Source organism: Pseudonocardia sp. OZ21, assembly GCF_059359135.1.
The window spans coordinates 15,736-38,955 of record NZ_JCADBN010000014.1 but is presented as its reverse complement, the minus strand read 5'-3'; the positions used below and the strand labels follow the sequence as shown (position 1 = coordinate 38,955).

22 protein-coding genes and 2 pseudogenes are annotated in these 23,220 nt (G+C 71.5%); 16 read left to right on the top strand and 8 right to left on the bottom strand.

All coding sequences use genetic code 11. From position 1 onward, the window contains the following. Window positions 1-58 precede the first annotated feature (58 nt). From AC5L35_RS27645 to AC5L35_RS27635, 3 genes are read left to right on the top strand one after another with little or no spacing between them, the layout of a single operon-like run. Window positions 59-865 carry an IclR family transcriptional regulator gene (locus AC5L35_RS27645; RefSeq protein ID WP_495062631.1) on the top strand — a complete coding sequence of 269 codons (807 nt, stop codon included), beginning with the start codon at window positions 59-61 and terminating at the stop codon, window positions 863-865. Further along, complete coding sequence (locus AC5L35_RS27640; protein WP_495062630.1) at window positions 855-1,895, top strand: serine hydrolase domain-containing protein; 1,041 nt, start codon at window positions 855-857, stop codon at window positions 1,893-1,895. The genes AC5L35_RS27645 and AC5L35_RS27640 overlap by 11 nt, the downstream gene beginning before the upstream one ends. A gap of 23 nt (window positions 1,896-1,918) precedes the next feature. Next, window positions 1,919-2,311, top strand: coding sequence for a RidA family protein (locus tag AC5L35_RS27635; RefSeq protein WP_495062629.1), 393 nt, complete (start codon window positions 1,919-1,921; stop codon window positions 2,309-2,311). 19 nt (window positions 2,312-2,330) lie between these two features. Here the strand turns inward: AC5L35_RS27635 and fmdA are convergent, their stop codons facing one another. After that, window positions 2,331-3,584: a formamidase gene (fmdA, locus tag AC5L35_RS27630; protein ID WP_495062628.1), complete on the bottom strand. Its 1,254-nt coding sequence runs from the start codon at window positions 3,582-3,584 to the stop codon at window positions 2,331-2,333. 321 nt (window positions 3,585-3,905) lie between these two features. Between fmdA and AC5L35_RS27625 the strand changes: the two genes are divergently transcribed. From AC5L35_RS27625 to AC5L35_RS27610, 4 genes are all read left to right on the top strand, one after another. Beyond that, window positions 3,906-5,378 (top strand): RecQ family ATP-dependent DNA helicase, encoded by a 1,473-nt coding sequence (locus tag AC5L35_RS27625; protein WP_495062627.1) that lies wholly within the window; start codon window positions 3,906-3,908, stop codon window positions 5,376-5,378. A gap of 38 nt (window positions 5,379-5,416) precedes the next feature. Further along, window positions 5,417-5,578, top strand: a complete 162-nt coding sequence (locus AC5L35_RS27620) for a hypothetical protein (RefSeq protein WP_495062626.1) — start codon at window positions 5,417-5,419, stop codon at window positions 5,576-5,578. 104 nt (window positions 5,579-5,682) lie between these two features. Beyond that, complete coding sequence (locus AC5L35_RS27615) at window positions 5,683-5,889, top strand: hypothetical protein (RefSeq protein WP_495062625.1); 207 nt, start codon at window positions 5,683-5,685, stop codon at window positions 5,887-5,889. A 133-nt stretch (window positions 5,890-6,022) separates the two neighbouring features. Further along, window positions 6,023-6,667, top strand: coding sequence for a response regulator transcription factor (locus tag AC5L35_RS27610; RefSeq protein WP_495062770.1), 645 nt, complete (start codon window positions 6,023-6,025; stop codon window positions 6,665-6,667). A gap of 9 nt (window positions 6,668-6,676) precedes the next feature. Here the strand turns inward: AC5L35_RS27610 and AC5L35_RS27605 are convergent, their stop codons facing one another. Then, window positions 6,677-8,656, bottom strand: coding sequence for a sensor histidine kinase (locus AC5L35_RS27605; protein WP_495062624.1), 1,980 nt, complete (start codon window positions 8,654-8,656; stop codon window positions 6,677-6,679). A 130-nt stretch (window positions 8,657-8,786) separates the two neighbouring features. Further along, complete coding sequence (locus AC5L35_RS27600; RefSeq protein WP_495062623.1) at window positions 8,787-9,158, bottom strand: response regulator; 372 nt, start codon at window positions 9,156-9,158, stop codon at window positions 8,787-8,789. A 201-nt stretch (window positions 9,159-9,359) separates the two neighbouring features. On the opposite strand from AC5L35_RS27600, the gene AC5L35_RS27595 reads away from it, so the two are divergent. From AC5L35_RS27595 to AC5L35_RS27575, 5 genes are all read left to right on the top strand, one after another. Next, entirely contained in the window at window positions 9,360-10,097 is a 738-nt protein-coding gene (locus AC5L35_RS27595; protein WP_495062622.1) for a hypothetical protein, read from the top strand. A 222-nt stretch (window positions 10,098-10,319) separates the two neighbouring features. After that, window positions 10,320-10,559 carry a hypothetical protein gene (locus AC5L35_RS27590; RefSeq protein WP_495062621.1) on the top strand — a complete coding sequence of 80 codons (240 nt, stop codon included), beginning with the start codon at window positions 10,320-10,322 and terminating at the stop codon, window positions 10,557-10,559. A gap of 4 nt (window positions 10,560-10,563) precedes the next feature. Beyond that, window positions 10,564-10,752 carry a DUF7455 domain-containing protein gene (locus tag AC5L35_RS27585; protein ID WP_495062620.1) on the top strand — a complete coding sequence of 63 codons (189 nt, stop codon included), beginning with the start codon at window positions 10,564-10,566 and terminating at the stop codon, window positions 10,750-10,752. A 475-nt stretch (window positions 10,753-11,227) separates the two neighbouring features. Then, complete coding sequence (locus AC5L35_RS27580) at window positions 11,228-12,169, top strand: IniB N-terminal domain-containing protein (protein ID WP_495062619.1); 942 nt, start codon at window positions 11,228-11,230, stop codon at window positions 12,167-12,169. Between the two features lie 149 nt (window positions 12,170-12,318). Continuing rightward, the gene (locus tag AC5L35_RS27575) at window positions 12,319-13,185 is read left to right on the top strand and encodes a hypothetical protein (RefSeq protein ID WP_495062618.1); all 867 of its coding nucleotides are present in this window, start codon (window positions 12,319-12,321) and stop codon (window positions 13,183-13,185) included. A 119-nt stretch (window positions 13,186-13,304) separates the two neighbouring features. On the opposite strand, the gene AC5L35_RS27570 is transcribed toward AC5L35_RS27575, so the two are convergent. The 3 genes from AC5L35_RS27570 to AC5L35_RS27560 form a co-directional block, all read right to left on the bottom strand. Then, window positions 13,305-13,706 carry a GlcG/HbpS family heme-binding protein gene (locus tag AC5L35_RS27570; RefSeq protein WP_495062617.1) on the bottom strand — a complete coding sequence of 134 codons (402 nt, stop codon included), beginning with the start codon at window positions 13,704-13,706 and terminating at the stop codon, window positions 13,305-13,307. A gap of 207 nt (window positions 13,707-13,913) precedes the next feature. Then, window positions 13,914-15,794: a sugar phosphate isomerase/epimerase and 4-hydroxyphenylpyruvate domain-containing protein gene (locus AC5L35_RS27565; RefSeq protein WP_495062616.1), complete on the bottom strand. Its 1,881-nt coding sequence runs from the start codon at window positions 15,792-15,794 to the stop codon at window positions 13,914-13,916. Next, complete coding sequence (locus AC5L35_RS27560; protein WP_495062769.1) at window positions 15,778-16,626, bottom strand: shikimate dehydrogenase; 849 nt, start codon at window positions 16,624-16,626, stop codon at window positions 15,778-15,780. Before AC5L35_RS27560 ends, AC5L35_RS27565 begins: the two co-directional genes overlap by 17 nt. 133 nt (window positions 16,627-16,759) lie before the next feature. On the opposite strand from AC5L35_RS27560, the gene AC5L35_RS27555 reads away from it, so the two are divergent. Next, entirely contained in the window at window positions 16,760-17,404 is a 645-nt protein-coding gene (locus AC5L35_RS27555) for a TetR/AcrR family transcriptional regulator (protein ID WP_495062768.1), read from the top strand. Between the two features lie 145 nt (window positions 17,405-17,549). After that, window positions 17,550-18,887, top strand: coding sequence for an MFS transporter (locus tag AC5L35_RS27550; protein WP_495062615.1), 1,338 nt, complete (start codon window positions 17,550-17,552; stop codon window positions 18,885-18,887). A gap of 36 nt (window positions 18,888-18,923) precedes the next feature. Here the strand turns inward: AC5L35_RS27550 and AC5L35_RS27545 are convergent, their stop codons facing one another. Then, on the bottom strand, window positions 18,924-19,958 hold the full coding sequence (locus tag AC5L35_RS27545) for a hypothetical protein (protein WP_495062614.1): 1,035 nt from the start codon (window positions 19,956-19,958) through the stop codon (window positions 18,924-18,926). 113 nt (window positions 19,959-20,071) lie between these two features. On the opposite strand from AC5L35_RS27545, the gene AC5L35_RS27540 reads away from it, so the two are divergent. Then, window positions 20,072-20,614, top strand: a complete 543-nt coding sequence (locus AC5L35_RS27540; protein ID WP_495062613.1) for a PadR family transcriptional regulator — start codon at window positions 20,072-20,074, stop codon at window positions 20,612-20,614. 88 nt (window positions 20,615-20,702) lie between these two features. Here AC5L35_RS27540 and AC5L35_RS27535 read toward each other — a convergent pair. Further along, window positions 20,703-20,819, bottom strand: a pseudogene (locus tag AC5L35_RS27535) (aldehyde dehydrogenase family protein); the annotation flags it as partial. 340 nt (window positions 20,820-21,159) lie between these two features. Here AC5L35_RS27535 and AC5L35_RS27530 point away from each other — a divergent pair. Next, a pseudogene (locus tag AC5L35_RS27530) lies at window positions 21,160-23,201 on the top strand (serine hydrolase domain-containing protein). Window positions 23,202-23,220 lie beyond the last annotated feature (19 nt).

Below are 23,220 nucleotides of genomic sequence, written 5' to 3'. Positions count from 1 at the left end.
GTTCCATAAACTGCACACATCGTTCCGTGGGGCGGAACGTGATGGTAAGTTAGGCGTCATGGAAAGGGCTGTCAACGAACCGTCAGGACGGGGCGCACTCGACAAGGCGCTGGCCCTGTTGACCGCCCTCGCCGCCCCGGGCGGCCCACACCGCCTGGCCGACCTGGCGCACGCTGCGGAGTTGGCGAAGCCCACCGCGCACCGGATGCTGCGCACCCTCGTCGAGTCCGGTTTCGCCCGCACGAGCGGCGGCACCTACCAGGTCGGGCCGCACCTGCTGGGGATGGCGGCGGCCGCACTCGCCAGCAGCAGGGAGGGCCGGTTCGTCCGTCCCGTCCTGGAGGACCTGCAGCGGCAGGCAGGCCACACCGTGCACTACGCCGCCCGCTCCGGGGACTCGGCCGTCTATCTCGACACCGTGGAGCCGAGGCAGGCCTACCGGATGGCCGCACGCGTGGGCACCGAGGTCCCGCTGTACTGCAGCGCCGTCGGCCGGGCGATCCTCGCGGGCCTGCCCGGGTCCGAGGTCGCCGCGGTTCTCGACGCCGGTCCGCTGGCCGCCCGCACCCCCTACACCGCGACGGACCCCGGCGAGATCAGGGCGGCGCTGGCCCAGGTGGACGAGCGCGGTTACCTCGTGGAGGACGAGCAGAACGAGGCCGACGTGCGATCCGTCGCGGCGCCCGTCGTCGACGGCGTCGGCACGGTGGTCGGCGCGGTCTGTGTCTCGGGGTTGACGTTCGTGCTGAACAGGGAGAGCGCCCACATGATCGGGCCGCTGGTGCGCGACGCCGCCGCGGCGTTGTCCGCCGCGTTCGGCAGCGGCACGGTACGAGCGGTGGAGGACGACGAGCATGTCCGGTGAGCGCACCGGGGTGGAACTCAGGGACGTACTGGTCAGGGGCCTGGAGCGCCAGGTGTTCTCCGGTGCCGCGTGGTCGGTCGGTGGCGCCGACGGGCCGCACGCGCGGGGGTTCCTGGGCAGCAGCCGGTGGGGTGGCCCCGCGGTCGGCGAGCACTCGCTGTGGGACCTGGCCTCGGTGACCAAACCCGTCGTCGGCCTCGTGATCATGGCGCTGGTGGAGAGCGGCGACCTGAGCCTGGAGCAGACCCTCGGCCCGCTGCTGCCCGGCTACGCCACGGGCGACAAGGCCGACCTCACGGTGGCACAGCTGATGACCCACACCTCGGGCCTGCCCGGGGCCACGCCACTGTGGCGGACCCATTCGACGCGCTCGGCACTGCTGGCCGCGATCAGGGACACCCCGCTCCCGGCGGCGCCCGGATCCCGGGTCGAGTACTCCTCGCAGGGGTTCATCCTGCTGGGGCTGGTGGCCGAGACCGTCGGGCGCCGGCCGCTCGACGCCCTCGTCCGGGACCTCGTCACCGCTGTGGTGGGGATGCCGGAGACGACCTATGCGGCCGACCCGGCCCGTGCGGTGTCCACCGAGCTCTGCGCGTGGCGCGGGCACCTGGTGACCGGCCAGGTGCACGACGAGAACGCGGTGGTGCTGGGCGCCCCGGGCGGTCACGCCGGGCTGTTCGCCCCACTGGCCGATCTGGAACGGCTGGGCGGCCGACTGGTCGCCGGTGCCCCTGGCGTGCTCCGACCGGAGACGTTCTCGCTCATGACCCGCGGCCACACCGACGGCCTGAACCTGCGCCGCGGCCTGGCGTGGCAGGGCCGCGACGAGATCGGTTCGCCCGTGGGCACCGGTCCAGGGCCGACGTCGTTCGGGCACACCGGGTTCACGGGCACCAGTCTGTGGGTCGACCCGGAGCTCGGCCGCTACTTCGTGCTGCTGACCAACCGCGTGCACCCCTCCCGGGCGGGCACGGGCATCGCCGGAGTCCGCCGGGAGTTCCACGACGCCGCCACCAGCCTGTCCCGATGATCATCCACCCCACCGGAGGACCAGTGCCGCAGAACCGACTGACCAGCGAGGCGTTGCCGGCCCCCGCCGGCCCCTACAGCCACGTCGTGGAGGCCAACGGTGTCGTCTGGACGGCGGGGTTCGGACCGCAGGACCCGCGCACCGGCACGGTTCCCGAGGGGATCAGCGCGCAGACCGATCAGGTCCTCGACAACGTCGAACAGGCGTTGCGTGAGGTCGGCCTCGACATGACACACGTCGTCAAGGCCACGGTGCATCTCCAGGACCTCGACGACGACTTCGCCGCGTTCAACGAGGTCTACGCGCGCCGGTTCTCCGCTCCGTACCCGGTACGGACCACCGTGGGCAGCCGGTTGGCCGGCATCCTCGTGGAGGTGGACGTCGTCGCGGTCAGGCCGTCCCCCGCCTCCGGTTGACCACGGCCTCGCGCGGCCTTCAGAAGCTGGCCTTGGGCACGCCCTGGCCGGCGTCGACCTGGTGCGGGCCGCCCTTGCCCGGGCTGACGTCGAAGTCGAAGATCGCGGTCGGGATGTAGACCGTGGAGCACGAGTTCGGGATGTCGACCACGCCGGAGAGCCTGCCCTCGATCGGCGCCGCCCCCAGGATCATGTACGCCTGCTCCGGCGTGTAGCCGAACTTGGTCAGGTAGTCGATCGCGTGCAGGCAGGCCCGCTGGTAGGACAGCTGAGCATCCAGGTAGTGCTGCTTGCCCTCGAGCGTCACCGAGGTGCCGGAGAATGCCAGCCACTCGCTGTACTGCGGCGCCACGTTGCCGGGCATGAAGATCGCGTTCTCGGAGACGCCGTAGGTCTCCATCCCGCCCTTGATCAGGTCGACCCCGAGGTCGATGAACCCACCCATCTCGATCGCCCCGCAGAAGGTGATCTCACCGTCGCCCTGCGAGAAGTGCAGATCGCCCATCGACAGCTTCGCGCCGGGGACGAACACGGGGTAGAAGACCCGCGTTCCCTTGGTGAAGTTCTTGATGTCCTGGTTCCCGCCGTTCTCCCGCGGGGGTGCGGTGCGGGCGGCCTCGCGGGCGACCCGGTCGAACTCGTCACCGGACAACGTGCCGAGTACCGCCGAGTCGGGCAGCGGCGGCAGCGCGAGGGGTGGCACCCGGTCCGGGTCGGTGTCGATGAGCTCCTGCTCGCGGGCGTTCCAGGTGGCGAGCAGGTCGGCCGACGGCGCGGTACCCATCAGACCGGGGTGCACGATGCCGACGAAGGACACGCTGGGGACGTGCCGGGAGGTCGCCACGCCGCCACGGAAGTCCCAGATCACCTTGTAGGCGTCGGGGAACTGGTCGGTCAGGAACCCGCCCCCGTTCTCCTTGGCGAAGATCCCGGTGTAGCCCCACCCCTGACCGGCCAGCGGCCCGGAGTCCTCCTGCGGAACCGGGCCGACGTCGAGGATGTCCACGACCAGCAGGTCGCCGGGCTCCGCACCCTGCACCTCGAGTGGTCCGCTGAGCACGTGCACGCTCGGCAACGGCGCGTTCAGCACGTCCTCGGCGGAGTCGTCGTTGTGGATCGCGCCGTCGAACCACTCGCGGCAGTCCACCCGGAACGCGTCCCCCGGCTTGACCTGGACCTGCGCGGGGATGTCCGGATGCCACCGGTTGTGGCCGACGATCTGCTGGTCGGTGAACTTCTTGGAATTGTCGAGCGGGAACACGACCTCGGGCATGGGACTCTCCTCACTCACATCGCGCACATCACGCTGCTGGTCGGTGGTGCAGTCCGCGCAGTTCCGCCGGTCCGTAACCGCTCCCGCACAGCCGGTCACACGATCAGCAAACGGCCTTCCGTCGACTCAGAGTTCCCCGCCCGGCATCCGTGAGGCTCACCCGATCCAGGTGAATCCGAGGATCACCACTCCCGCCGCGCGACGGCGACGGCGACGGCGGAACGCGCAGCATGATGGAGGAGCAGCCGGCGACGAGAAGGCGGGACCGAAGATGGGATCAGGCCGACCGGACGGTCGAGAGACTTCGGCGAGGGGGCTGTCGTGACGGCGTCCGGAGGTCCGCGGCCGGGCGCATGCCTCGCCGACGTCACCGCGCTGGCCCGGGACGTGTTCGGCTACCCGGAGCTGCGCGAGGTCCAGCGGCGCGCACTGGAACCGGTGCTCGCCGGCCGCGACACCCTCGCCGTGCTCGCCACCGGGAGCGGCAAGAGTGCCGTCTACCAGCTCGCCGGGCTGTCCGCCGGCGGCCTGACGGTTGTCGTGTCACCGCTGGTCGCACTGCAGCGCGACCAGCTGCGCGGGCTGCAGGGCCGGCGCATGCCCGACGGGCGCCCGATCCGGGCCGCACAGCTGAACGCCACGGTGCACGTGGCCGAAGCCCGCGCCGCCCGGGCCGCCGTGACGGCCGGTGAGCTGGACTTCCTGCTGCTCGGGCCGGAGCAGCTCGCCCGCCCGGCCACGCACGATCTGCTGGCGACGTCCGGACGCCCGTGCACGCTGCTCGTCGTCGACGAGGCGCATCTGGTGAGCGAGTGGGGTTTCGACTTCCGGCCCGACTACCTGCAGCTCGCCGACGCCCGGCAGCTCCTCGGGGAGCCACAGGTCCTCGCCCTCACCGCAACGGCTGCTCCGCCGGTGCAGGCGGAGATCACCCGGCGCCTCGGCATGCGCGACCCCGCCGTCGTGATCGCCGGCTTCGACCGCCCGAACATCGGCCTGGCCGTGCGTGCGGTCCACGGCAGCACCGCTCACGACAAGGTCCGGGCCGACGACGTGGTCGTGGACGAGGTACTCGCCGGCCCGACCCCCGCTCTGGTCTACGCGGCCAGCAGGCGGCACTGCGAGGAGCTGGCCGAACGTTTCCGGCACCTGGTCTTCACCGCAGCGCCCTACCACGCGGGGCTCCCGGCGGCCGAGCGCTCCGCGACGCAGGACGCCTTCCTGTCGGGCTCGCTGGACGTCGTGGTCGCCACCAGCGCCTTCGGGCTGGGCATCGACAAGCCGGACGTGCGCAGCGTCGTGCACGCCAGCCCGCCGGGCAGCCTGGACGAGTACTACCAGGAGATCGGCCGGGCGGGCCGGGACGGGAGCCCGGCCAGGGCGGTGCTGGTGTTCGACACCGCGGACCTGCGCCTGCCCCGGATGTTCGCGGCTGCCGCCCGGGTCCGGGACGGCGACGTGGACGCCGTTCTCTCCGTGCTGACCCGGGCCACCGGCCCGATCCCGCTCACCGACCTCGCACAGCACGTCGGCCTGAGCACCCGGCGCACGCAGCGGGTCGTCGAACGGCTCGCCGACGCCGGCGCGGCGGTCCTGCACGACGGCGTCGTCGTGCCGCACGTCGCGGTCGGCGAGCAGGCCCACCGCACGTCGGAGCGCACGCACGACGCCGAGGAGATCCGCCAGGCGGCCGCCGCACGGAACTGCTGGCGTACTTCGGGGAGCAGTACACCCCGCCGTGCGGCACCTGCGACAACGACCGCCGTCCCGCACCGAGGACGCTGCACGGGCTGACGCGCCCGAACATCGCAGCGGCGCCGGGCCGGGCGCCGGTGGACCCCGGCAGCCGGGTCGAGCACACCACCTGGGGCGGCGGCACCGTGCTCGAGGCCGACCCCCACCAGCTCCTCGTCGTCTTCGACACGGTCGGCTACCGGCACCTCACCCCGGCCGCGCTCACCACGGGCCTGCTCCGGGTGGTACCCGGCGGCTGAGACCAATCCGCTGCGTAACCACCCGGACCGGGGTCGACGACCGGAAGAGATCCATGCAGAGTGGCCCACGTCACTGTCCTGCTCGACGACATCCGGGATGCATCATGCAGGAGATCGACAGTAGTGCGACTCGTGAACGACTCGAGATCCACAACTGCAGCGTCGACGAACGGCTGGCGAAAGCCCATCTGTGCGGGCGCGTGCATCTACCCACCGGCCGCACCTGCGCTCTGCCGGAGGCCCATTCGGGTGGCTGCGCCTTCGAACCCTCGAAACAGGCCGAGCGGACTGCGCAGCGCACATCGCACTGAGCGGCCGCCACACCGGGGCCCGTGCCACCGAGAACTCGCTGTCGGCCCCTGACGTGGGGATAATCCCCGCCATGGGAGATATGCCGGTCCCGTTCGCCCGCGCAAAGCCCGCGCCCGTGCAGCCATGACCCCGCTGCGAGTGGTCATCGCCGAGGATGACGTCCTGCTCCGCGAAGGTCTCGCGAGCCTGCTCGAACGCACGGGCTTCGAGGTGGTCGGGCAGGCAGGCGATGCTGCCCGGCTCCTCGAGCTCGTGCGCGCGACGGCACCGGACCTGGTGATTGTCGACATCAGGATGCCGCCGACCCAGACCAACGAGGGTCTGGAGGCGGCCAGGGAGATCCGGCGGGAGTACCCCGGCACCGGGATCTGCGTCCTCTCGGCGCACGTCGAGGTCGAGCATGCGGTGGAGCTGCTGGCCAGCGGCCAGGGCATCGGGTACCTGCTCAAGAGCCGCGTCACCGAGGTGGCGGAGTTCATCGACACGCTCGAACGGATCGCCAGAGGGGGATCCGTCGTCGACCCGGCGCTCGTGCAGGAACTGGTGGGCGCCCGCAAGCGGAACGATCCCCTCGCCGTGGTCAGCGCCCGTGAACGCGACGTCCTGACCCTGATGGCGGAGGGGCGTTCCAACGCGGGCATCGCCCGGCGGCTCTGGATCAGCGAGGGCACGGTCGAGAAGCACGTGCGCAGCATCCTGACGAAGCTGAGCCTGCCCGAGACCGACGACAACCACCGCCGGGTGCTCGCGGTGCTGACGTTCCTGGAGGCGCGGTGACGGCCACCGTCACTTCGGCTGGATCGGGAGGCAGACCTGGATCAGCGTGCCCTGCTCGATGGGGCTGTTGACCTCGAACGACCCGCCGAGGGCCTCCACCCGGTCCCGGATGCCGACCAGCCCGGAGCCGCGCGCCGGATCGGCACCGCCGACGCCGTCGTCCTGCACCGAGAGCCGCATGGTCCCGTACCGCTCCTCCATGAGCACCGTCGCGTACGAGGCGTCGGCGTACTTCGTCATGTTGGTGAGCGCCTCGGAGACCACGTAGTACGCCGCCACCTCGACCGGCTCACGGAAGCGGGCCTGCGTCCGGACGTCGAGCTCCACCGGGATCGCCGCACGCCGGGCGAGCGCCCGCAGAGCCGGGCTGAGCCCTCCCTCGGACAGGATCGCCGGGTGGATCCCCCGGGACATCTCGCGCAGCTCGTCGATCACCTCGGAGAGCTCCTCGGAGACCCGCCCGATGCCGGCACGCACCTCGCTCAGGCTCGGGTGCAGCGAGCTCTGCATGATGCTCAGCTCGAGCCCCAGCGTGACGAGCCGCTGCTGCGCGCCGTCGTGCAGGTCCCGCTCGATCCTCCGCCGCGCCTCGTCCGAGGCGGTGACGACGCGGGCGCGGGAGGCGGCGAGCTCGGCCGCGCTCTCCGCGTCCGCGACGGCGATGGAGACGAGCTCGGTGAACGCCTCCATGCGGTGCTCGGTGCCGGCGGGAAAGCGTTCGTCACGGGACGCGATGCACAGCGCGCCCCATGTCCGCTCGCCGACCATGATCGGGATCGCGACGGCCGCATGGATGTCGAGGTCTCGCAACTCGTCGGCGAGCCGGCCCGACAGCTGGCCGTAGCCCTCGTAGAGGGCGGCCCGGCCCGTGGCCACCGCGGTCGCGACGACGTGGGGCGGCTCGATCTTCCACCGGGACCCCACACTCATCAGGTCACGACGCTCACCCGCCCGGGCGGCCACCGTGAAGAGGCCGTCCGCGTCGTGACGGACGATGACCGTGGCGATGGCTCCGAGCACACCGCCCACCTCGGACGCGACCGCGGAGACCACCTCGGACGCGGGTGTGTTGCGGGCGACGAGGGTGGCCAACCGTCTCAGCGCAGCCTGGTTCTCGAGGAGCTCGCTGATCTCGGCGCGGCCCTGGGCGTTCTCGATCGTGGTGGCCACGAGCTCCGTGAAGTCCGCGAGCTGCGCCTCGGTGTTCACCGGGAACGGGGCATCGCTCCTCGACGAGGCCGCGATCACCCCCCACAGGCTCCCGGCGACGACGATCGGACAGCCGACCGACCACCGGATCTTCAGCTCCAGCGCCTCCTGGGCGATCGGACCGCTTGCACCGTCGAAGCCGTCCACACGGACCGGACCACCCCTCAACCGCACCTGCGCCGCGACGCTCAAGCCCTCGAGGGCGAACCGCGTGCCCACCGCCAGCCGGACCGGCACCCGGCTCCAGGCGGCGACCCCCGTCACGGTCCCGTCCTCCTCGTAACGCTCCAGGCGCGCCAGGTCGGCGCCACAGAGCAGGCCCACCTCGCGGGTGACGGCCTCGAAGACCTCGAGCGCCGGAGTCGCGTGCGCGACGAGGGTCGCGACGCGCCGCAACGCGGCCTGCTCGTCACTGAGCCTGGTGGACTCCCGCGCCTGCTGCTGCGACCGCGCTCCCAGCTGGCCGACAGCGACCGCCGTGACGAGGAAGACCGCGAGCGGGAACAGGGTCTGCTCCTCCGTCATCCGGACATGGAGCGGGGTGAGGAACAGGAAGACGAAAGCCGCGACGCTGACCACTGCCACCACCACCGCGATCGCCGAACCCCAGAGGAGGGCGACCGGGAGCACCGCCAGCAGGTAGAGCACCAGCAGACTCAGCACCGGGACGTGCGGGGCGAGCATCGCGATCAGGCCGCTCACGGCGGCCACCAGCAACAGGCCGGTGAGCAGCCCGCTCAGCCGGCTGAACATGGACTGTCGGAACTGGACATCTGCCACCTCACGGCTCCCGCGGCGAGACGCTAACCGGTGCGCGCATCCGTGTCGCTCCGCCGCGCCATGCTCACTCGGATGCGGGCCTGCGCTGCGCCGCCTCCCGCGTGGCGTTCGTGCATCCGCCCCAGCCCGTTCAGCTCCCGCCTGCGTCCACCAGACCACGCACGGCGGCCGCCGAGAGCAGGGACTTCGAGAGGAACCCGGCCGCAGGGCTGGACGCGATCAGGTCGGCGAGATCCTCCTCGCCCCGCGTCGAGATCAGCACGACCCGGGCCCGCAGCTCGGGGAAGTCCTCGACGAGCCGCCGGGTGAGCTCGAACCCGCTCTCACTCCCGAGGGCGACGTCGACCAGCACGACATCCGGGCGCACCACGGCCGCCTCCAGCAGGGCAGCGGCGATCGTCGTCGCCGTCCCCACCACCTCCAGTCCCTGACGTTCGAGGCTGATACGGGCGATCTCGAGGAAGCGCTCGTTGTCGTCGACTATCAGGCAACGTCGCAGCACTGATGCAGCATCGCAGCGGACGCGGCCACGCACATTGCAGCTAGCCGGAACACCCGGGTGTGGACGGCGTTGAGCAGCAGCACGCTGGGAAAGAGCTGGAATGTTCCGCGCTGGCGTCCAATAGGGGTTCCTGCCAACCGGTAGTGCAGATGCCCGCAGGCCATGACGACACGGAGGCGGGGGGAGCCGCACTCTGGGGTCGTGGACACAGCCGCAGTGATTGCCGACGCGATGACGGACTACCTCCTCGCCTCAGGCACGAACCAGGCACCTGCCACCCGCGCTCCCGCGCACATGGCAGCGTGGCTGGAGGCCCGCGGCTATCGCATCGTCCGCTCCCCCGCTCCCCGACCGACAGATCCGGGTGATCGGGACGAGATCGCCCGGATCGTGTCCTCGATCGACTGGGAGTCCACCGGAGTCGCGACCGAGAGCAGGAACGAGGTCGTCCGCCGGCTCATCGACGCCGTCAAGGCCGCGGCGACGGTCTCGGCAGACCGCCGTCGCACGTGGATGGGTGTCCGCTACCCGTCGCGGTTCCGGCCGACGATCGTCCCCACCAGCCAGGCGTGCAGTGACCGGGCCGCCGACGTCACGGAGCCGGACACCGATGACGCCCACGCGTCGACGTGCTCGTCCCTGTGCCCGTGCTCGATCGAGCTGCCGGGAAGCCGGCACGAGCCGGCGCCGCTGCGCAGCGTCCGCGCACTTCGGCCCGTGCCCGACATCGACGAGGAGAAGTCCCGGCGCGCTGACGTCGAGCTGCCCGATCCGATCCGGCTGACCGGGCACGATCCGCACAAGCTGACCTGGACCGGAGGCGTCCACCTGTTCGGCCGCAGGATCCTCGTCGTCCCGGGCCGCACGCTGGACCACCCGGAGGACGCCCGCGCACACGCGGCAGCCGTCCTCGCTGCCGCGGAGCGCATGCGGTCCTGACCCCGCAGGCAGCACAAGCATGATCAACGTGCACTGGTTCATGAGCCTTCATGAACCAGTGCACGTTCGTGTGGGCGGGCCCGGACCGGGTGGGGGTCAGCCCCCATCCGGAAGTGGCGGGTTCGCACCAGTGGAGCGGGGGGCAGCGGGCTGGTTGCCGGTAGGGCCCGCGGCGGACCCTTCATGGGTCACCGCAAGGACCGCACCGGAAGGAGAACGACGATGATGAACACCGCCGCCAACCCTCTCAGCAACCGTGATCGCGCCGTTCTCCGCGCCGTCGCCGCGGGTCGCTGCGAGGTCTCCAGCACAGCGGACAGGGCACTGGTCGTGGACGGCCGGTTCCTCAGCGACCAGTTCGCGGGCCCCCGGCTCGCGGCAGCCGGTCTGATCGACACCGGTTCGCAGTCGGGGCCTGCCCGGCTCACCGCCTCCGGCGAAGCACTGCTCGCGGCGGCGTGACGACATGGCCATCCGGAACCGCACCGTGCCCACCCGGCTCACCCGGTACGACCGCTGCGACCGCTGCAGCGCCGCCGCCCGGATGCGCGCGCTGCTCCCGACCGGCTCCGAACTCTTCTTCTGCGGGCATCACGCCCGCCGGCACGAGCCCCGGCTGCGCGAGATCGGCGCCGACCTGAGCCCCGATCCCTGAGCGCCCCCCTCCGTCCCGAGCCCGGTCTCCTCCCGCGACCGGGCTCGCGGCATGTCCGGGGCCGGGAGCAGCGGTCCCCTTCGGGGTGAACGCGAGCGGGTGAGGCGTGGCAGGCCCCGGCCCGGCGGGCCGGTCGACCACCGTCCCGGCGGCTCCTGCCGGCGACCGTTCCACCCGGCGGCGGCGCAACCTCGCCTGCGGTCGGTTCCCCCTGGTGACGGACGATTCTTCGGGATCGGGAAGATCAGCACAGGCGCCCTTCTCTCACAATTCCATGATCGCCCCGGACACGAATGGGTGACACGGCCGGAAATACGGATCCCCTACGCATTCCCAGAATCCCCTACACCCTTTCGTGACCGATCCCCGAATCCGGAGTCCGACGAACCCTGGCAGATCCCCGATGGCTCGGCAGTGGACCGCTCATAGCGTCGTGCCAACGCCATGACCACCATGAACATCGGAGATGATCTGAATGGCCGAGCCCATGACCCTGTTCGAGTTCCTGCGTGACCTGCTCGCCAACGAACAGTCGCGCGACGCGTACGCCCAGGACCCCGGCGCGGCCCTGCGGAACTACGGCCTCGACAACCTGAGCCCGGCGGACGTCCGCGACGCCCTCGTCCTGATCGAGGACAACCAGACCGCCGACTTCGACCGGGCGTACGGCACCGGTCACAACGACACGCAGTTCGCCTCGCTGCCCCCGGTGCCGCTCCACTACGACGGCGGCGACCACGACGCCGCGGTCGACTACCTCAGCCGGTACATCACCAACACCTACGTCACCGGCGGCGACGACTTCCGGGACGACTTCCGGAACGACGACTTCCGGAGCGGCGACTTCCGGGACAACGACTTCCGGAACGACGACTTCCGGAACGACGACTTCCGGAACGGCGACTTCCGGGACGGCGACTTCCGCTCCCGTGGCGACTTCGACCGGGACGTCGACCTCGACTCCGCGACCGCCTCCGGCGACGGCGCCGTCGGGGCCGGCGACGACATCAGCGGTTCCTCCATCGTCAGCGGCGACGACAACCAGGTCGGCCGGGGCAACTTCAGCGGCAACGAGAACGTCATCGGGACCAACAACGACGTCATCGAGGGCGACGGCAACACGGTCGCCTTCGGCATCGGCGACGCCAACAAGTCCTCGTTCGACGACGTCAACGTCAGCCGCGGTGGCGCGCTCTCGGTCGGCAACACCGCCACCGGCGACTACGACGTGAACGACTCGTTCAACGAGCTCAACTCGACGATCAAGAACTCCGCCGAGTTCGACCGCTCGTACAACGACGAGACCGACGTCGCCGCGGACTCCTTCAACGAGTTCCGCGCGGACACCGACGTCGACTCCCACGACTCCGTGCACACGGACGACCGGAGCCACAACGCCCTCGACGTCAACGACTGAGCGGAGCCGGATCCGCGTTCCCGAGCGGTCCGCTCCTGCGGTGCAGGAGCGGACCGCTCCCCCCGTCCGCGCTGCGCGCCACCGCTCCCTCGTCCCACGCCGGCCACCGGCGACCCGCGAAACGACCATCGACCGGGAGATGACCCGAGATGACCACCTCGACCTCGTTGCTCGATCTGCTGTTCAGCCTGTTCCGTGACCCGGAGGCGATGGCCTCGTACCGGGACGACCCTGCGGCCTACCTCTCCACCTGTGGCGACATCACGCCCGAGGACCTCCGCGACGCGCTCCTCCTGCTCGAGGACAGCGAGGACGCCGACAACGACCGCGAGTACACCAGCGGAAACGGGGGCAACGGCGGCGGCAACCACAACGTCCATGTGCCCCCGCACTCCCCGGACAAGCACGACGGCGAGAGCGACCGCGACGCCACCGTCCGCTACCTCAACACCTACATCACCAACAACCACATCGACGAGCGCGACACCATCGTCGACAACTCCCTCCACCAGCAGATCGACACCCGCGGCGGCGACTTCGACCAGGACATCGACGTCGACTCCACGGTCGCCTCCGGCGACGGCTCAGTGGCGGCGGGCGAGGACATCGAGAACTCCAGCATCGTCAGCGGCGACCGCAACCAGGTAGGCCAGGGCAACACGAGCGGCGACGGCAACGTCATCGGCGACGACAACCACGCCATCAAGGGGGACGACAACACCGCTGCCTTCGGCCTCGGCGACGCCAACAACTCCGACTTCGGCGACGTCGGGGTGGACAGCGGCGGAGCGCTCTCGGTCGGCGAGACCGCCACCGGCGACTACAACCCGGCCGGCTCGTTCAACCAGGCCGACACGACGATCGACAACTCCACCGAGTTCGACCGCTCGTTCAACGACACCAACCACTCCGCCGACGACAGTTTCAACGACTTCGCCGCCCAGACCTACGTCGACTCCCACGACTCGGCGGAGAGGGACGTCCTGAGCCACAACAACGTCGACGCCGACAACTGACACCGGCACGCGCGCGCGAGATCGACCTGAGCGGGGCCGCGTCCGCGCCCCACCCCCACCGCGTCGACCTCGCCCGGGCTGCCGGCGGTCCCGCCGCTGGTCTCGGGCCCGTCGTCGCCTCAGAAGGAGGCTGCGGCCGCCTCCGCGACGGCCTGGTCCTGCTCGCCGATCCCACCGCTGACGCCGACCGCGCCGACCACCTGCCCGTCGCGGGTGAGCGGGACTCCGCCGGCGAAGATCATCACCTTCCCGTTGTTGGACGCGAGGATGCCGTAGAAGTCCTGGCCGGGCTGGGAGTTCTCACCGAGGTGCTTCGTGGTGATGTCGAAGGCGCGGGAGGTCCAGGCCTTGTTGATCGAGATGTCGACCGAGCCGATCCAGGCGCCGTCCATCCGCACGTGGGCGACGAGGTTGCCGCCTTCGTCGACCACGGCGATGTTCATGGGCTGACCGACCTCCTCGGCCTTGGCCTCCGCGGCGGCGATGACCGTGCGGGCTTCGGCGAGCGTCACTGTGGTCATGAGGTTCCTTCCGTTCGGGATGATCCGTGCCGGTCGTCGGACGAGATACCCGTCAACGGTCCGGACGGATTCGGCCTGGTACCACCCGAGTACAGGCCGCGCGGCAGGATGGGTACCGCCCACCGGCTTTCCCACCGCCGCTCTCACCACATAGCGTGACGCAGCCGCGCCCCGGTGCCACCGATTCCGCTGTCACCAGTTCCAGGGTCAGCCCGCTGCCGGTTCGGCGGCGGTGGTGGAGAGCAGCCGATGACGGCGGTGTGCCGCCATGCGCACCGGTGAGTCCGCTGCGCCGTGACCGTCGTAGTGCGGCGATCTCTGCACGACCTGCAGGAACACCCGACCGCCCAGAAGCTCGGTTGCGAAGTGGTGGTACTCGCCGTCCGGAGTCCTGTCGTACATCACGCCGAGCTCGCGCATCTCGCGGAGCCGATCGGGCTCGAGGTCGTAGCGCGCGTCCAGGTCCTCGTAGTAGTTGCCGGGGATGTCGAGGACCGGGGCGCCCGCCGCGCGGGCAGCCCGCGCCGCGGCGAGGGCGTCGGGGGTGGCGAACGCGATGTGCTGCGGGTCGGACACACCGGGCGCCCATTCGCCGCGGCGCAGCAGGCTCGCCGTCAGTACGAGCCGGACGCCGCCCGCGGTCACCGTCCGGTCCCGGACCAGCCCGAACGGCGCCGCGATCTCGCTCGTGGTCTCCGGATCCATCCCGAGCACGGCACGGTAGAAGAGCGCTGCCTCGTCGAAGTGGTCGTAGGGCTGCGCGAGGGCGACGTGGTCGGTGCCGGTGATCATGCCGCCGTGCGCCGGCGGGGTGCGGTCGAAGTCGGCGAGCCAGCCGCCGGAGGCGGCGGTGCGGCAGAAGAACACCGACGTGCCGTCAGGTGCGGCGACGGCGGCGAGATCGGCCTCCGCCGGGCCGCGCTCGCGCGGCAGGATCGGGGCGCAGAGCGCGGCGGCGCGGGCGGCCGACAGGGGCGGATCGGTCGACTCGACGGCGAGCGCGGTCACTGCGACGTTCCCCGGCCCGGAGTGGGCCGCACCGGCGTTGAGCAGGATCCGGGCCTCGTCCTGTTCCCACAGGTCCACGGGCTTGGTTCGGTGCCGCCCGGTACGGGCGAACCCGAGAGCACTCAGGGCCCGGGCGATCCGCGGGCCGGACGTGTCATCGACCGCGAGCTCGGTGAAGGCGTGGCCGGCGAGTGCGGGCGGCGCGGGCGGCACCGCCGCGGTGGTCAGGGCGGGAACCGCACCGCGGCGGGCGACCTGCTCGCGCAGGGCGAGCAGCGAGCGCATGGCGTCCACGGCGGTCCGCCGCGGGTCGGACTGGCGGTAGACGTCGTTGAACACCTCGAGGGAGAGCGGGCCGGCGTAACCGGCGTCCAGCACCGGTTCCAGGAAGGCGGGCAGGTCGAAGGCGCCCTGACCCGGGAAGAGCCGGTGGTGACGGCTCCACTGCAGGACGTCCATCCGCAGCCTCGGCGCGTCGGCGAGCTGCAGGAAGAACAGCTTCTCCCCCGGGATGTCGAGCACGCCGCGCGGATCCGAGCCGCGGGAGAGGATGTGGAAGCTGTCCAGGCAGAGCCCGAGCGCGGGGTGGCCGGCCCGGCGCACCACCTCCCACGACTGCTCGTAGGTGTTGACGTGCGTGCCCCAGGCCAGCGCCTCATAGGCGATCCGCAGCCCGCGACGGGCAGCACGCTCGGCGAGGGTGTGCAGCTGAGCGGCGAGCAGGTCCAGGTCGGCGACGGCGTCGTCGGCGACCGCGGAGCAGACCAGGACCGTGTCGGCGCCGAGCTGCTGCATGACGGAGAACTTGCACTCCGCGCGCCGCAGGTTCGCCGCGAAGCGCTCGGCGTCGGTGGAGTCGAGATCACGGAAGGGCTGGTAGAGGTCGATCGACAGGCCGGAGTCGGCGCACCGCCGCCGTATCTCGGCGGGAGACAGCGGGGAGGCGACGAGGTCCGGCTCGAAGATCTCCACTCCGTCGAAGCCCGCGGCGGCTGCGGCGGCGAGCTTGTCCTCGAGTGTTCCCGACAGGCAGACGGTGGCGATCCCCAAGCGGGATGCCGGCTCATCGGCTGGGCGCACGGTTGTCCTCCTCGGCTCCGACGAGCTCGGCGAAGTGCCGGATCATGCGGTCGGCGTCGGGCGTGACCCCGGTGAAGAGCGCGAACGCGTCGACGGCCTGGTACACGGCCATCCGGCCGCCGTCGAGCGTGTCGCAGCCCCGGCGCCTCGCCGCTCGCAGCAGCGCGGTGTCGAGCGGCCGGTAGACGATCTCGGCAACCCAGGGCCGTGGGTCCAGCAGGGTCTCCGGCAACGGCAGGCCGGGATGGGCGGCCATGCCCGTTGGCGTGGCGTGCACCAGCCCGTCGGCGTGCGCGAGCAGCCGCGGCAGGTCCGCCGGCGTCCCGTGCTCGGCGTCCACCTTCCGGGCGAGCCGGGCGGCAGCGTCGGCATCGGTGTCGACGACGGCGAGGTCCGTCGTGCCCAGTCCGCGCAGGGCGTGTGCCGCTGCCGCTCCCGCGCCGCCTGCCCCGAGCAGGACCACCCGCTCGAGGCAGGCCCCCGGCAACCCCGTGGTGAGGCCGCGGGCGAATCCGGACCGGTCCGTGTTGAACCCGACCGACCGCCCGTCGGTGAACACGACGGTGTTCACCGCGCCGATCGCGGCGGCGTCCGGGGAGATCTCGTCGAGGTGGGCCAGTACGTGCTGCTTGCAGGGGTGGGTGACGTTCACGCCGCGGAAGCCCTCGGTCCGCGCGCGGGCGACCACGACACCGACGTCCTCGGGAGGGACGCCGAACACGTCGAGATCCATGCGCACGTAGCGGTAGCTCAGCCCGAGCTGCCGCGCCTCACGCTCGTGCAGAGCAGGGCTCAGCGAGGGCCCGATGCCCGCGCCGACCAGTCCCACCATGTAGTCCACAGCGCCCCTTCTTTGAACGTACTGGTTCGTTAGTTGTACCTCGCCGGGCGCGTCCCGGGGAAGGGGCGACCACCGCACTAGAGTCAGGGCTCCGGTCGGCGGCTGGTCAGGAGGGTTCTCGGTGGTGGCATCGTCCGTCCCGTCGGAGGAGCGCGTCCGAGACGCCGACCGCACGCGTGCCGAGATCCTCGACGTCGCCACCCGCGAGTTCGCCGACCACGGCTACACAGGTGCCCGCGTCGACGAGATCGCGGCCAAGACCAGCACGACCAAGCGGATGCTCTACTACTACTTCGACAGCAAGGAAGGCCTCTACCTCGCCGTGCTCGAACGCGCCTACGCAGGCATCCGCACGCTCGAGCAGGAGGTCGACGTCGAGCACCTCCCCCCGGAGGCCGCCCTGCGCCAGCTCACGGAGCTGACGTTCGACCACCACGAGTCCCACCCGGACTTCATCCGCCTGGTCAGCATCGAGAACATCCACCGAGCCGAGCACCTCAGGAAGTCCCCGGTCCTCGAGGGGCTGGCCGGCCCGGCACTCGACGTCCTGACCAGCATCCTCGAGCGGGGGCGCGCCGCCGGCGTGTTCCGCGACGACGTCGACGCGCTCGACGTGCACATGCTGATCAGCGCCTTCTGCGTCTTCCGCACGGCCAACCGGCACACGTGGAGCGCCATCTTCGGGCGCGACATGCTCGACGCCTCGCGGCGCGAGCACTACCGCACGATGCTGGCCGACGTCGTGCTGGAGCACCTCACCGCGCGTTGACGTTCCGCTTCCGTGCGGCGCAGCCCTTGACAGGCGCGGGACGCTAACTCACCATCCGGTACATCACTGAACGGTACATAACCGTTCAGTACATAGCCGTCTTTCCCCCTGTACCTGCAGCGACGCATCCCTCAGGGAGTTCTTCGTGACGTCTGACCCCGCACCAGCCACGGGCAAGCCCCGCAAGGCGGCGCTGGCCGCCTGGATCGGCAGCGCGCTCGAGTACTACGACTTCTTCATCTACGGCACGGCCGCGGCGCTGGTCTTCGGGAAGATCTTCTTCCCGTCGTCGGAGCCCGCGACCGGCACGCTGCTGGCGCTGGCCACGTTCGGCGTCGGGTACGTCGCCCGCCCGATCGGGGCGGTCGTACTCGGACACGTGGGTGACCGGTTCGGGCGCAAACGGGTGCTGGTGTTCACGATCCTGCTGATGGGCGTCTCGACGTTCCTCGTCGGCTGCCTGCCCGACTACGAGCAGATCGGCACCCTCGCCCCGGTGCTGCTGGTCGTCCTGCGACTGCTGCAGGGGATCTCGGCAGGTGGCGAGCAGGCCGGGGCGAACTCGATGAGCCTCGAACACGCGCCCGCTCACCGGCGCGCGTTCTTCACCAGCTTCACCCTCAGCGGGACCCAGGCCGGTTCGATCCTCGCCACCGCGGTGTTCCTGCCCGTCGCCGCCATGCCGGAGGACATGCTCCTGTCGTGGGGCTGGCGGGTGCCGTTCTGGCTCTCGGCGATCGTCGTCATCGTCGCGTACATCATCCGGCGCACGCTGGAGGAGACCCCGGTCTTCAACGCGGAGGTCGAGGGGAACACGCGCGCCGAACTGCCGCTCACGGTGCTGCTGCGGGACCACTGGGCGGACGTCCTGCGTGTCGTCGTGGCGGCCACCGTCGCCGCCGTCAGCACGATCTTCGGCGTCTTCGCACTGTCCTTCGCCGTCGACACCGCCGGGCTGGACCGGTCCGCGATGCTGTGGGTGGCGATCCTCGCGAACGTCGTGGCCCTGGCCGCGATCCCCCTGTGGGCCGCGCTCGCCGACCGGGTCGGCCGCAAGCCCGTCTTCATCACGGGCGCCCTGGGCAGCGCCGTGCTCACCGCCGCCTACCTGTGGTCGATCACCACCGGCTCGTACGTGCTGGTGTTCCTCGCCGGCGTGCTGCTCTCCGGAATCGTCTACAGCGCGGCCAACGGGGTCTGGCCCGCCTTCTACGGCGAGATGTTCCCGGCGCACGTTCGCCTGTCGGGCACCGCCATCGGCACACAGATCGGCTTCGCGATCGGCGGTTTCGCGCCCACCGTGGCCGCGGGCCTCGCCGGCGGGAGCACGGCGGGCTGGGTTCCGGTCGCGGTGTTCACCGCGGTGCTCTGCGTCCTGTCCGCCCTCGCCGCCACGACAGCGCGGGAGACCTACCGGACCCCCATGGGCGACCTCGGCCGGAAGCGGGCAGCGGCAGACGAACCAGGAGTCCGGACACCCTGACGCGCTGAACGACCGGCCGAGCCTGACCGCACGGACTCAGCACAGTCCGGCGCGGCGCCGTACCCGGGTCTCCGGCTGGCCGCACTCCTCGGCGATCCCGTGCCACGACAGGCCCGCGGCGCGGAGGGCAGCCAGGTAGCCGGCGAGATCGTCGAACCCGAAACGGACGGCGACGGCTCGGGCGCGCCGGTCGATGCGGGAACGCGAGGTCGCGTGCAGGTGCCGGTCGATCCCGTGGCGGTGCATCGCCGACTCCACGGCCTGGCGCGACATCCCGACCTCGGCGCCGATCGTCGCGATCGTCCAGCACCGCCGCAGGTGCCGGTCCTGGAGATACGTCTCCACGTCGGAGAAACCGAGAGGGTCCAGCACCGGCAGCCAGGGGAGGTCGAACCGGGCCCGCCGCCTGCCGCCGATCTCGTCGGCGACAGCTGCCGCGGCCTCCGGGTCGACCACGGACAGGTGCCGGCTCAGCCAGTCCTTGTGCAGGCCGGCCTCCCGGCTGATCGCCGCCAGGCTGGAGCCGCCGCCGATGCGGTCGCGCACCAGCGTGCCGATGTCGGGAGATCCGAGCCGCTCCGCTGCGGCCTTCGCGGTCTCCCGCAGGTGGGCGTCGGCGTACCGGCGGGTGGCGGCCGCCCGCTTCTCCCGGGAGATCGCGGCCAGCGTCGCCAGCGTCTTGCGACGGCGCTGCTCGGGTTGGCGCCTGCCCCGGGCCGCCGCGGCGGCGGTCCTGGTCAGCCGCCCCGACCTCGCCCACCGCACACCGATCTCGCAGCCGGCACGGATGGCGGGGTCGGTGGCCCTGCGGATCCGCAGGGCGGTCGCGCGGCGCTCCCGGGTGGAGTTCCCCTCCAGGGACCGCAGGTGCGCCAGCACCGACCGGAACCAGTCCCCGCAGAGGTGGCACATCACCACCGGGCCGTCCCCGATCACCACGCCGATCGGCGCGTAGTAGGACGTGCCGTCGGGCAGCACGCCGAGTACCTGATGCACGAGTCGGCGGCGCGCCCGTCGCGGCGCGGGATGCACCGGACGGAACGGCACGTGCACCGGATCCGCTGACGACATGGGGCCTCCCCGGCCGGGGACACGGAATCTAGTCACACTGAGACCAGTGGGGTGTACGCGATCGTGGCAGCTCCGACGACCGCGATTCGCGGGACACCGCCTAGGCTTCTTCGATGCATCTCGGTCTGGCCGAGTCGATCGTGCTCAGCGTGGTCGACGAGCGGCCGGTGCACGGGTTCGCCGTCGCCGCACTGACCGCACGCGACGGCGAGCTCGGACGGATCTGGCACCTCCCCCGGCCGGTCGTGTACCGCGCGCTCAGCCGGTTGCTCGAAGCCGAGCTGATCCGGCCCACCGCGGTCGAGTCCGACGCCGGACCGCAACGCACCGTCTACGCGGCCACCGCGGAAGGGCGCCTGCGGACCCGGTCGTGGCTCCACAGCCCTGTCGACCACGTCCGCGAAATGCGCTCGCAGTTCCTCGTCAAGCTCGCCCTGCTCGACCGCCGCTCCGGCGATCCCGCACCGCTGATCGCCCGGCAGCAGGAGACCCTGACCACTATCGCCGACGCGCTGGACGCGGAGGCCGCTCGCCACACCGGCTTCGACGCCGTGCTCTTCGGCTGGCGCCGGTCCACCACAGGCGCCGCGCTCGCGTTCGTCGAGGACCTGGCCGGCTGCACGACGCCGGCGCACGGCGCTCACACCGCCGACTGAGCCGCGGCCGGGGAGGTGCGCCCGGACACACCGTGCCCGCCCGCAGCAGCCGGGCGGTGCGGTAGGCCTTGCCGATGTCGCGGGTGAACACCCCGGCGGCCAGCCCGAAGCTCGTGTTGTTGGCGGTGGGCAGGATGTCGCGGTCCGCGGTGAACGGCGCGGCGGCCACGACCGGGCCGAAGATCTCCTCCTGAACAGCCTTCATCTCCTCGCGGGTGCCGGTGAGGATGCCTTCCGCGACCTGGTCGTAGACCGACTCCTCGACGTAGAGCCGCGGGGCTGCCGCCCGGCCGGGTCGTGCGCCGGGATCGGCAGGGTGCTGCCCTCGATCTTGGTGGTCCAGCCCGACATGTAGTCGAACATGTCGGCCGCCAGCGGCACGTCGGCCGCCTCGGCCAGGCATCAATCGCCGCATCTGCGGATCTAATGATCGACGGTACTCGCCACTACGGGTTCATCGTGGCGATCGCGCACCCATCGGCTAGGTACGCAGGGGACCGCGCCTCCTCCGAAGGTCGCAATCGCAGCGTGTACCTGCGCCCGATGTGAGCGCGAGGCCGCCTCGACAGGCTGAACAGGTGACCACAGATGCCCCGGACGGGCACATTCCCCGCGGCGCCCGAGCCCGGGCCACGGCACTCGTGGCCGCCGGTGCCATCGCCGCGCTGCTGACCGGCTGCGGCGCCGTGGCGCCCGCGGCGACCCCCGCTCCCCCGATCCCCGCCTCCGGCACCGCGGCACTGACCGGACCGGACGTCGACGCGTGGCTGGACGGGCTGGTGCCGGCCGCGCTCGACCGGTCCGGCATCGCGGGCGCCGCGGTCACCGTCGTCCACGACGGACAGGTGCTCACCGCCCGCGGGTTCGGCTACGCCGACTCCGGCGCGGAGGGCACCGCGCCGCGGCCGGTCGATCCCGACCGGACGCTCTTCCGGGTGGGGTCGGTCTCGAAGGTGTTCGTCGCGACCGCCGTGATGCAACTGGTCGAGCAGGGGAAGATCGACCTCGACGCCGACATCGGCCGGTATCTCGACTTCCCGCTCCCCCTGACGTTCGACCACGCCGTCACGATGCGCCACCTGCTCTCCCACACCGCAGGCTTCGAGGAGCGGCTCACGGGCATCATCACGCTCGGAGAGACCACGGTGAACCTGCGGGACACCGTGGTCACCGACCCGCCGGACCAGGTGTTCGAACCCGGAACCGTGCCTGCGTACTCCAACTACGGCTATGCGCTCGCCGGCTACGTCGTCGAGCGCGTGAGCGGCACCCCGTTCGACGAGTACGTCGGGCGCAACGTGCTCGGCCGGGCCGGCATGACATCGTCGAGCTTCGCGCAGCCGTTGCCGCACGACCTGCGCAGCCGGCTCTCCCACGGCTACGTCACCGACTCCGGCCCGCCGGTCCGTTCGAGACCGTCGGGCCCGCTCCCGCCGGCGCGCTGACGGCGTCCGCCACGGACATGGGCCGTTTCGTGCTGGCACACCTCGGCGAGGCCGGCCCGGAGCAGACCCTGCTGCGCCCCGGAACGGTGGCGCTGATGAGGCAGCCCGCGCTCGACCCGACCGCCCTCGGCACCCTGGCCGACGGCCCCCGGATGGCACTGGGCCTCTTCGACGAGAGCCGCAACGGTCACCGCATCGTCGGCCACGGCGGCGACACCCAGTTCTTCCACTCACACCTGCAGATCTATCCGGACGACCGGACCGGGGTCTTCGTCACGATCAACAGCACCGGACGCGGTGCGACCGACACCCTCGACCTGCGGCAGTCCCTGCTCGACGGGTTCGCCGACCGGTACTTCCCGGCGGCGGCCTCGCCACCGGCGACGGCGACCGCGACGGCGACCAGCCACGCCGCGATGGCCGCGGGCACCTACGAGAACGCACGGGCACCGTTCAGCACCTTCCTCTCCGCACTGACCGTCACCGGTCAGACGCGGGTGACCGCGCGTGCGGACGGAACCGTGCTCATCGAGCCGGGGCCGTTGAGCATGTACCCGGCGCACTACGAGGAGATCCGGCCCTGGGTCTGGCAGGAGGTCGGCGGCAGGCGGATCGTGACGATGCGCGCGGTCGGTGACAGGGTCGAGGCGATCACCTTCGCCGCGGCGTTCACGCTCCTGCCCACCGGGACGGCCCGCGCCGCCGGTGTCGCCGTGCCGGTGCTCCTGGCGTCGGCAGCCGTCCTGCTCATCAGCCTGCTGACCTGGCCGATCGGCGCGATCGTCCGCCGTCGCCACTCCGTGCCCGCGCCCGCGTCCCTGGGCCGGGTGGGTCGCACGGCACGCATCCTGACCCGGGTCGCCGCGGCCGCCGGCGTGCTCGCCCTCGCCGGATGGGCGGTCGTCATCGTCACGATCTCGGGACTGCAGGACCTGCCGGCGCCGCTCATCCACGCGCTGCAGGCCGCCCAGTGGGTGGCACTGGCCGGAGTGATCCCGGCGGCGATCGGCCTGGTCGTCGCCGTCCGGCGCCGCGCAAGCCGGGCGACAGTCCTCGGCAGCGTGTTCCTGTTGCTGGCCCTGGTGGGCATCTCGTGGTTCGCGCTGGTCTTCGGCCTGCTCTCGCCGTCGGTGTCGTACTGACGGCCCGGTCTGGCATGGT

Excerpts from the sequence above, each read along its gene's own strand:
- fmdA (WP_495062628.1), bottom strand. The coding sequence starts at position 3,584 with ATGCCCGAGGTCGTGTTCCCGCTCGACAATTCCAAGAAGTTCACCGAC.
- AC5L35_RS27545 (WP_495062614.1), bottom strand. The coding sequence starts at position 19,958 with ATGTCGTCAGCGGATCCGGTGCACGTGCCGTTCCGTCCGGTGCATCCC.
- AC5L35_RS27560 (WP_495062769.1), bottom strand. The coding sequence starts at position 16,626 with ATGGTGGGACTGGTCGGCGCGGGCATCGGGCCCTCGCTGAGCCCTGCT.
- AC5L35_RS27590 (WP_495062621.1), top strand. The coding sequence starts at position 10,320 with ATGATGAACACCGCCGCCAACCCTCTCAGCAACCGTGATCGCGCCGTT.
- AC5L35_RS27615 (WP_495062625.1), top strand. The coding sequence starts at position 5,683 with ATGCAGGAGATCGACAGTAGTGCGACTCGTGAACGACTCGAGATCCAC.
- AC5L35_RS27570 (WP_495062617.1), bottom strand. The coding sequence starts at position 13,706 with ATGACCACAGTGACGCTCGCCGAAGCCCGCACGGTCATCGCCGCCGCG.
- AC5L35_RS27585 (WP_495062620.1), top strand. The coding sequence starts at position 10,564 with ATGGCCATCCGGAACCGCACCGTGCCCACCCGGCTCACCCGGTACGAC.
- AC5L35_RS27580 (WP_495062619.1), top strand. The coding sequence starts at position 11,228 with ATGGCCGAGCCCATGACCCTGTTCGAGTTCCTGCGTGACCTGCTCGCC.
- AC5L35_RS27540 (WP_495062613.1), top strand. The coding sequence starts at position 20,072 with ATGCATCTCGGTCTGGCCGAGTCGATCGTGCTCAGCGTGGTCGACGAG.
- AC5L35_RS27575 (WP_495062618.1), top strand. The coding sequence starts at position 12,319 with ATGACCACCTCGACCTCGTTGCTCGATCTGCTGTTCAGCCTGTTCCGT.
- AC5L35_RS27645 (WP_495062631.1), top strand. The coding sequence starts at position 59 with ATGGAAAGGGCTGTCAACGAACCGTCAGGACGGGGCGCACTCGACAAG.
- AC5L35_RS27640 (WP_495062630.1), top strand. The coding sequence starts at position 855 with ATGTCCGGTGAGCGCACCGGGGTGGAACTCAGGGACGTACTGGTCAGG.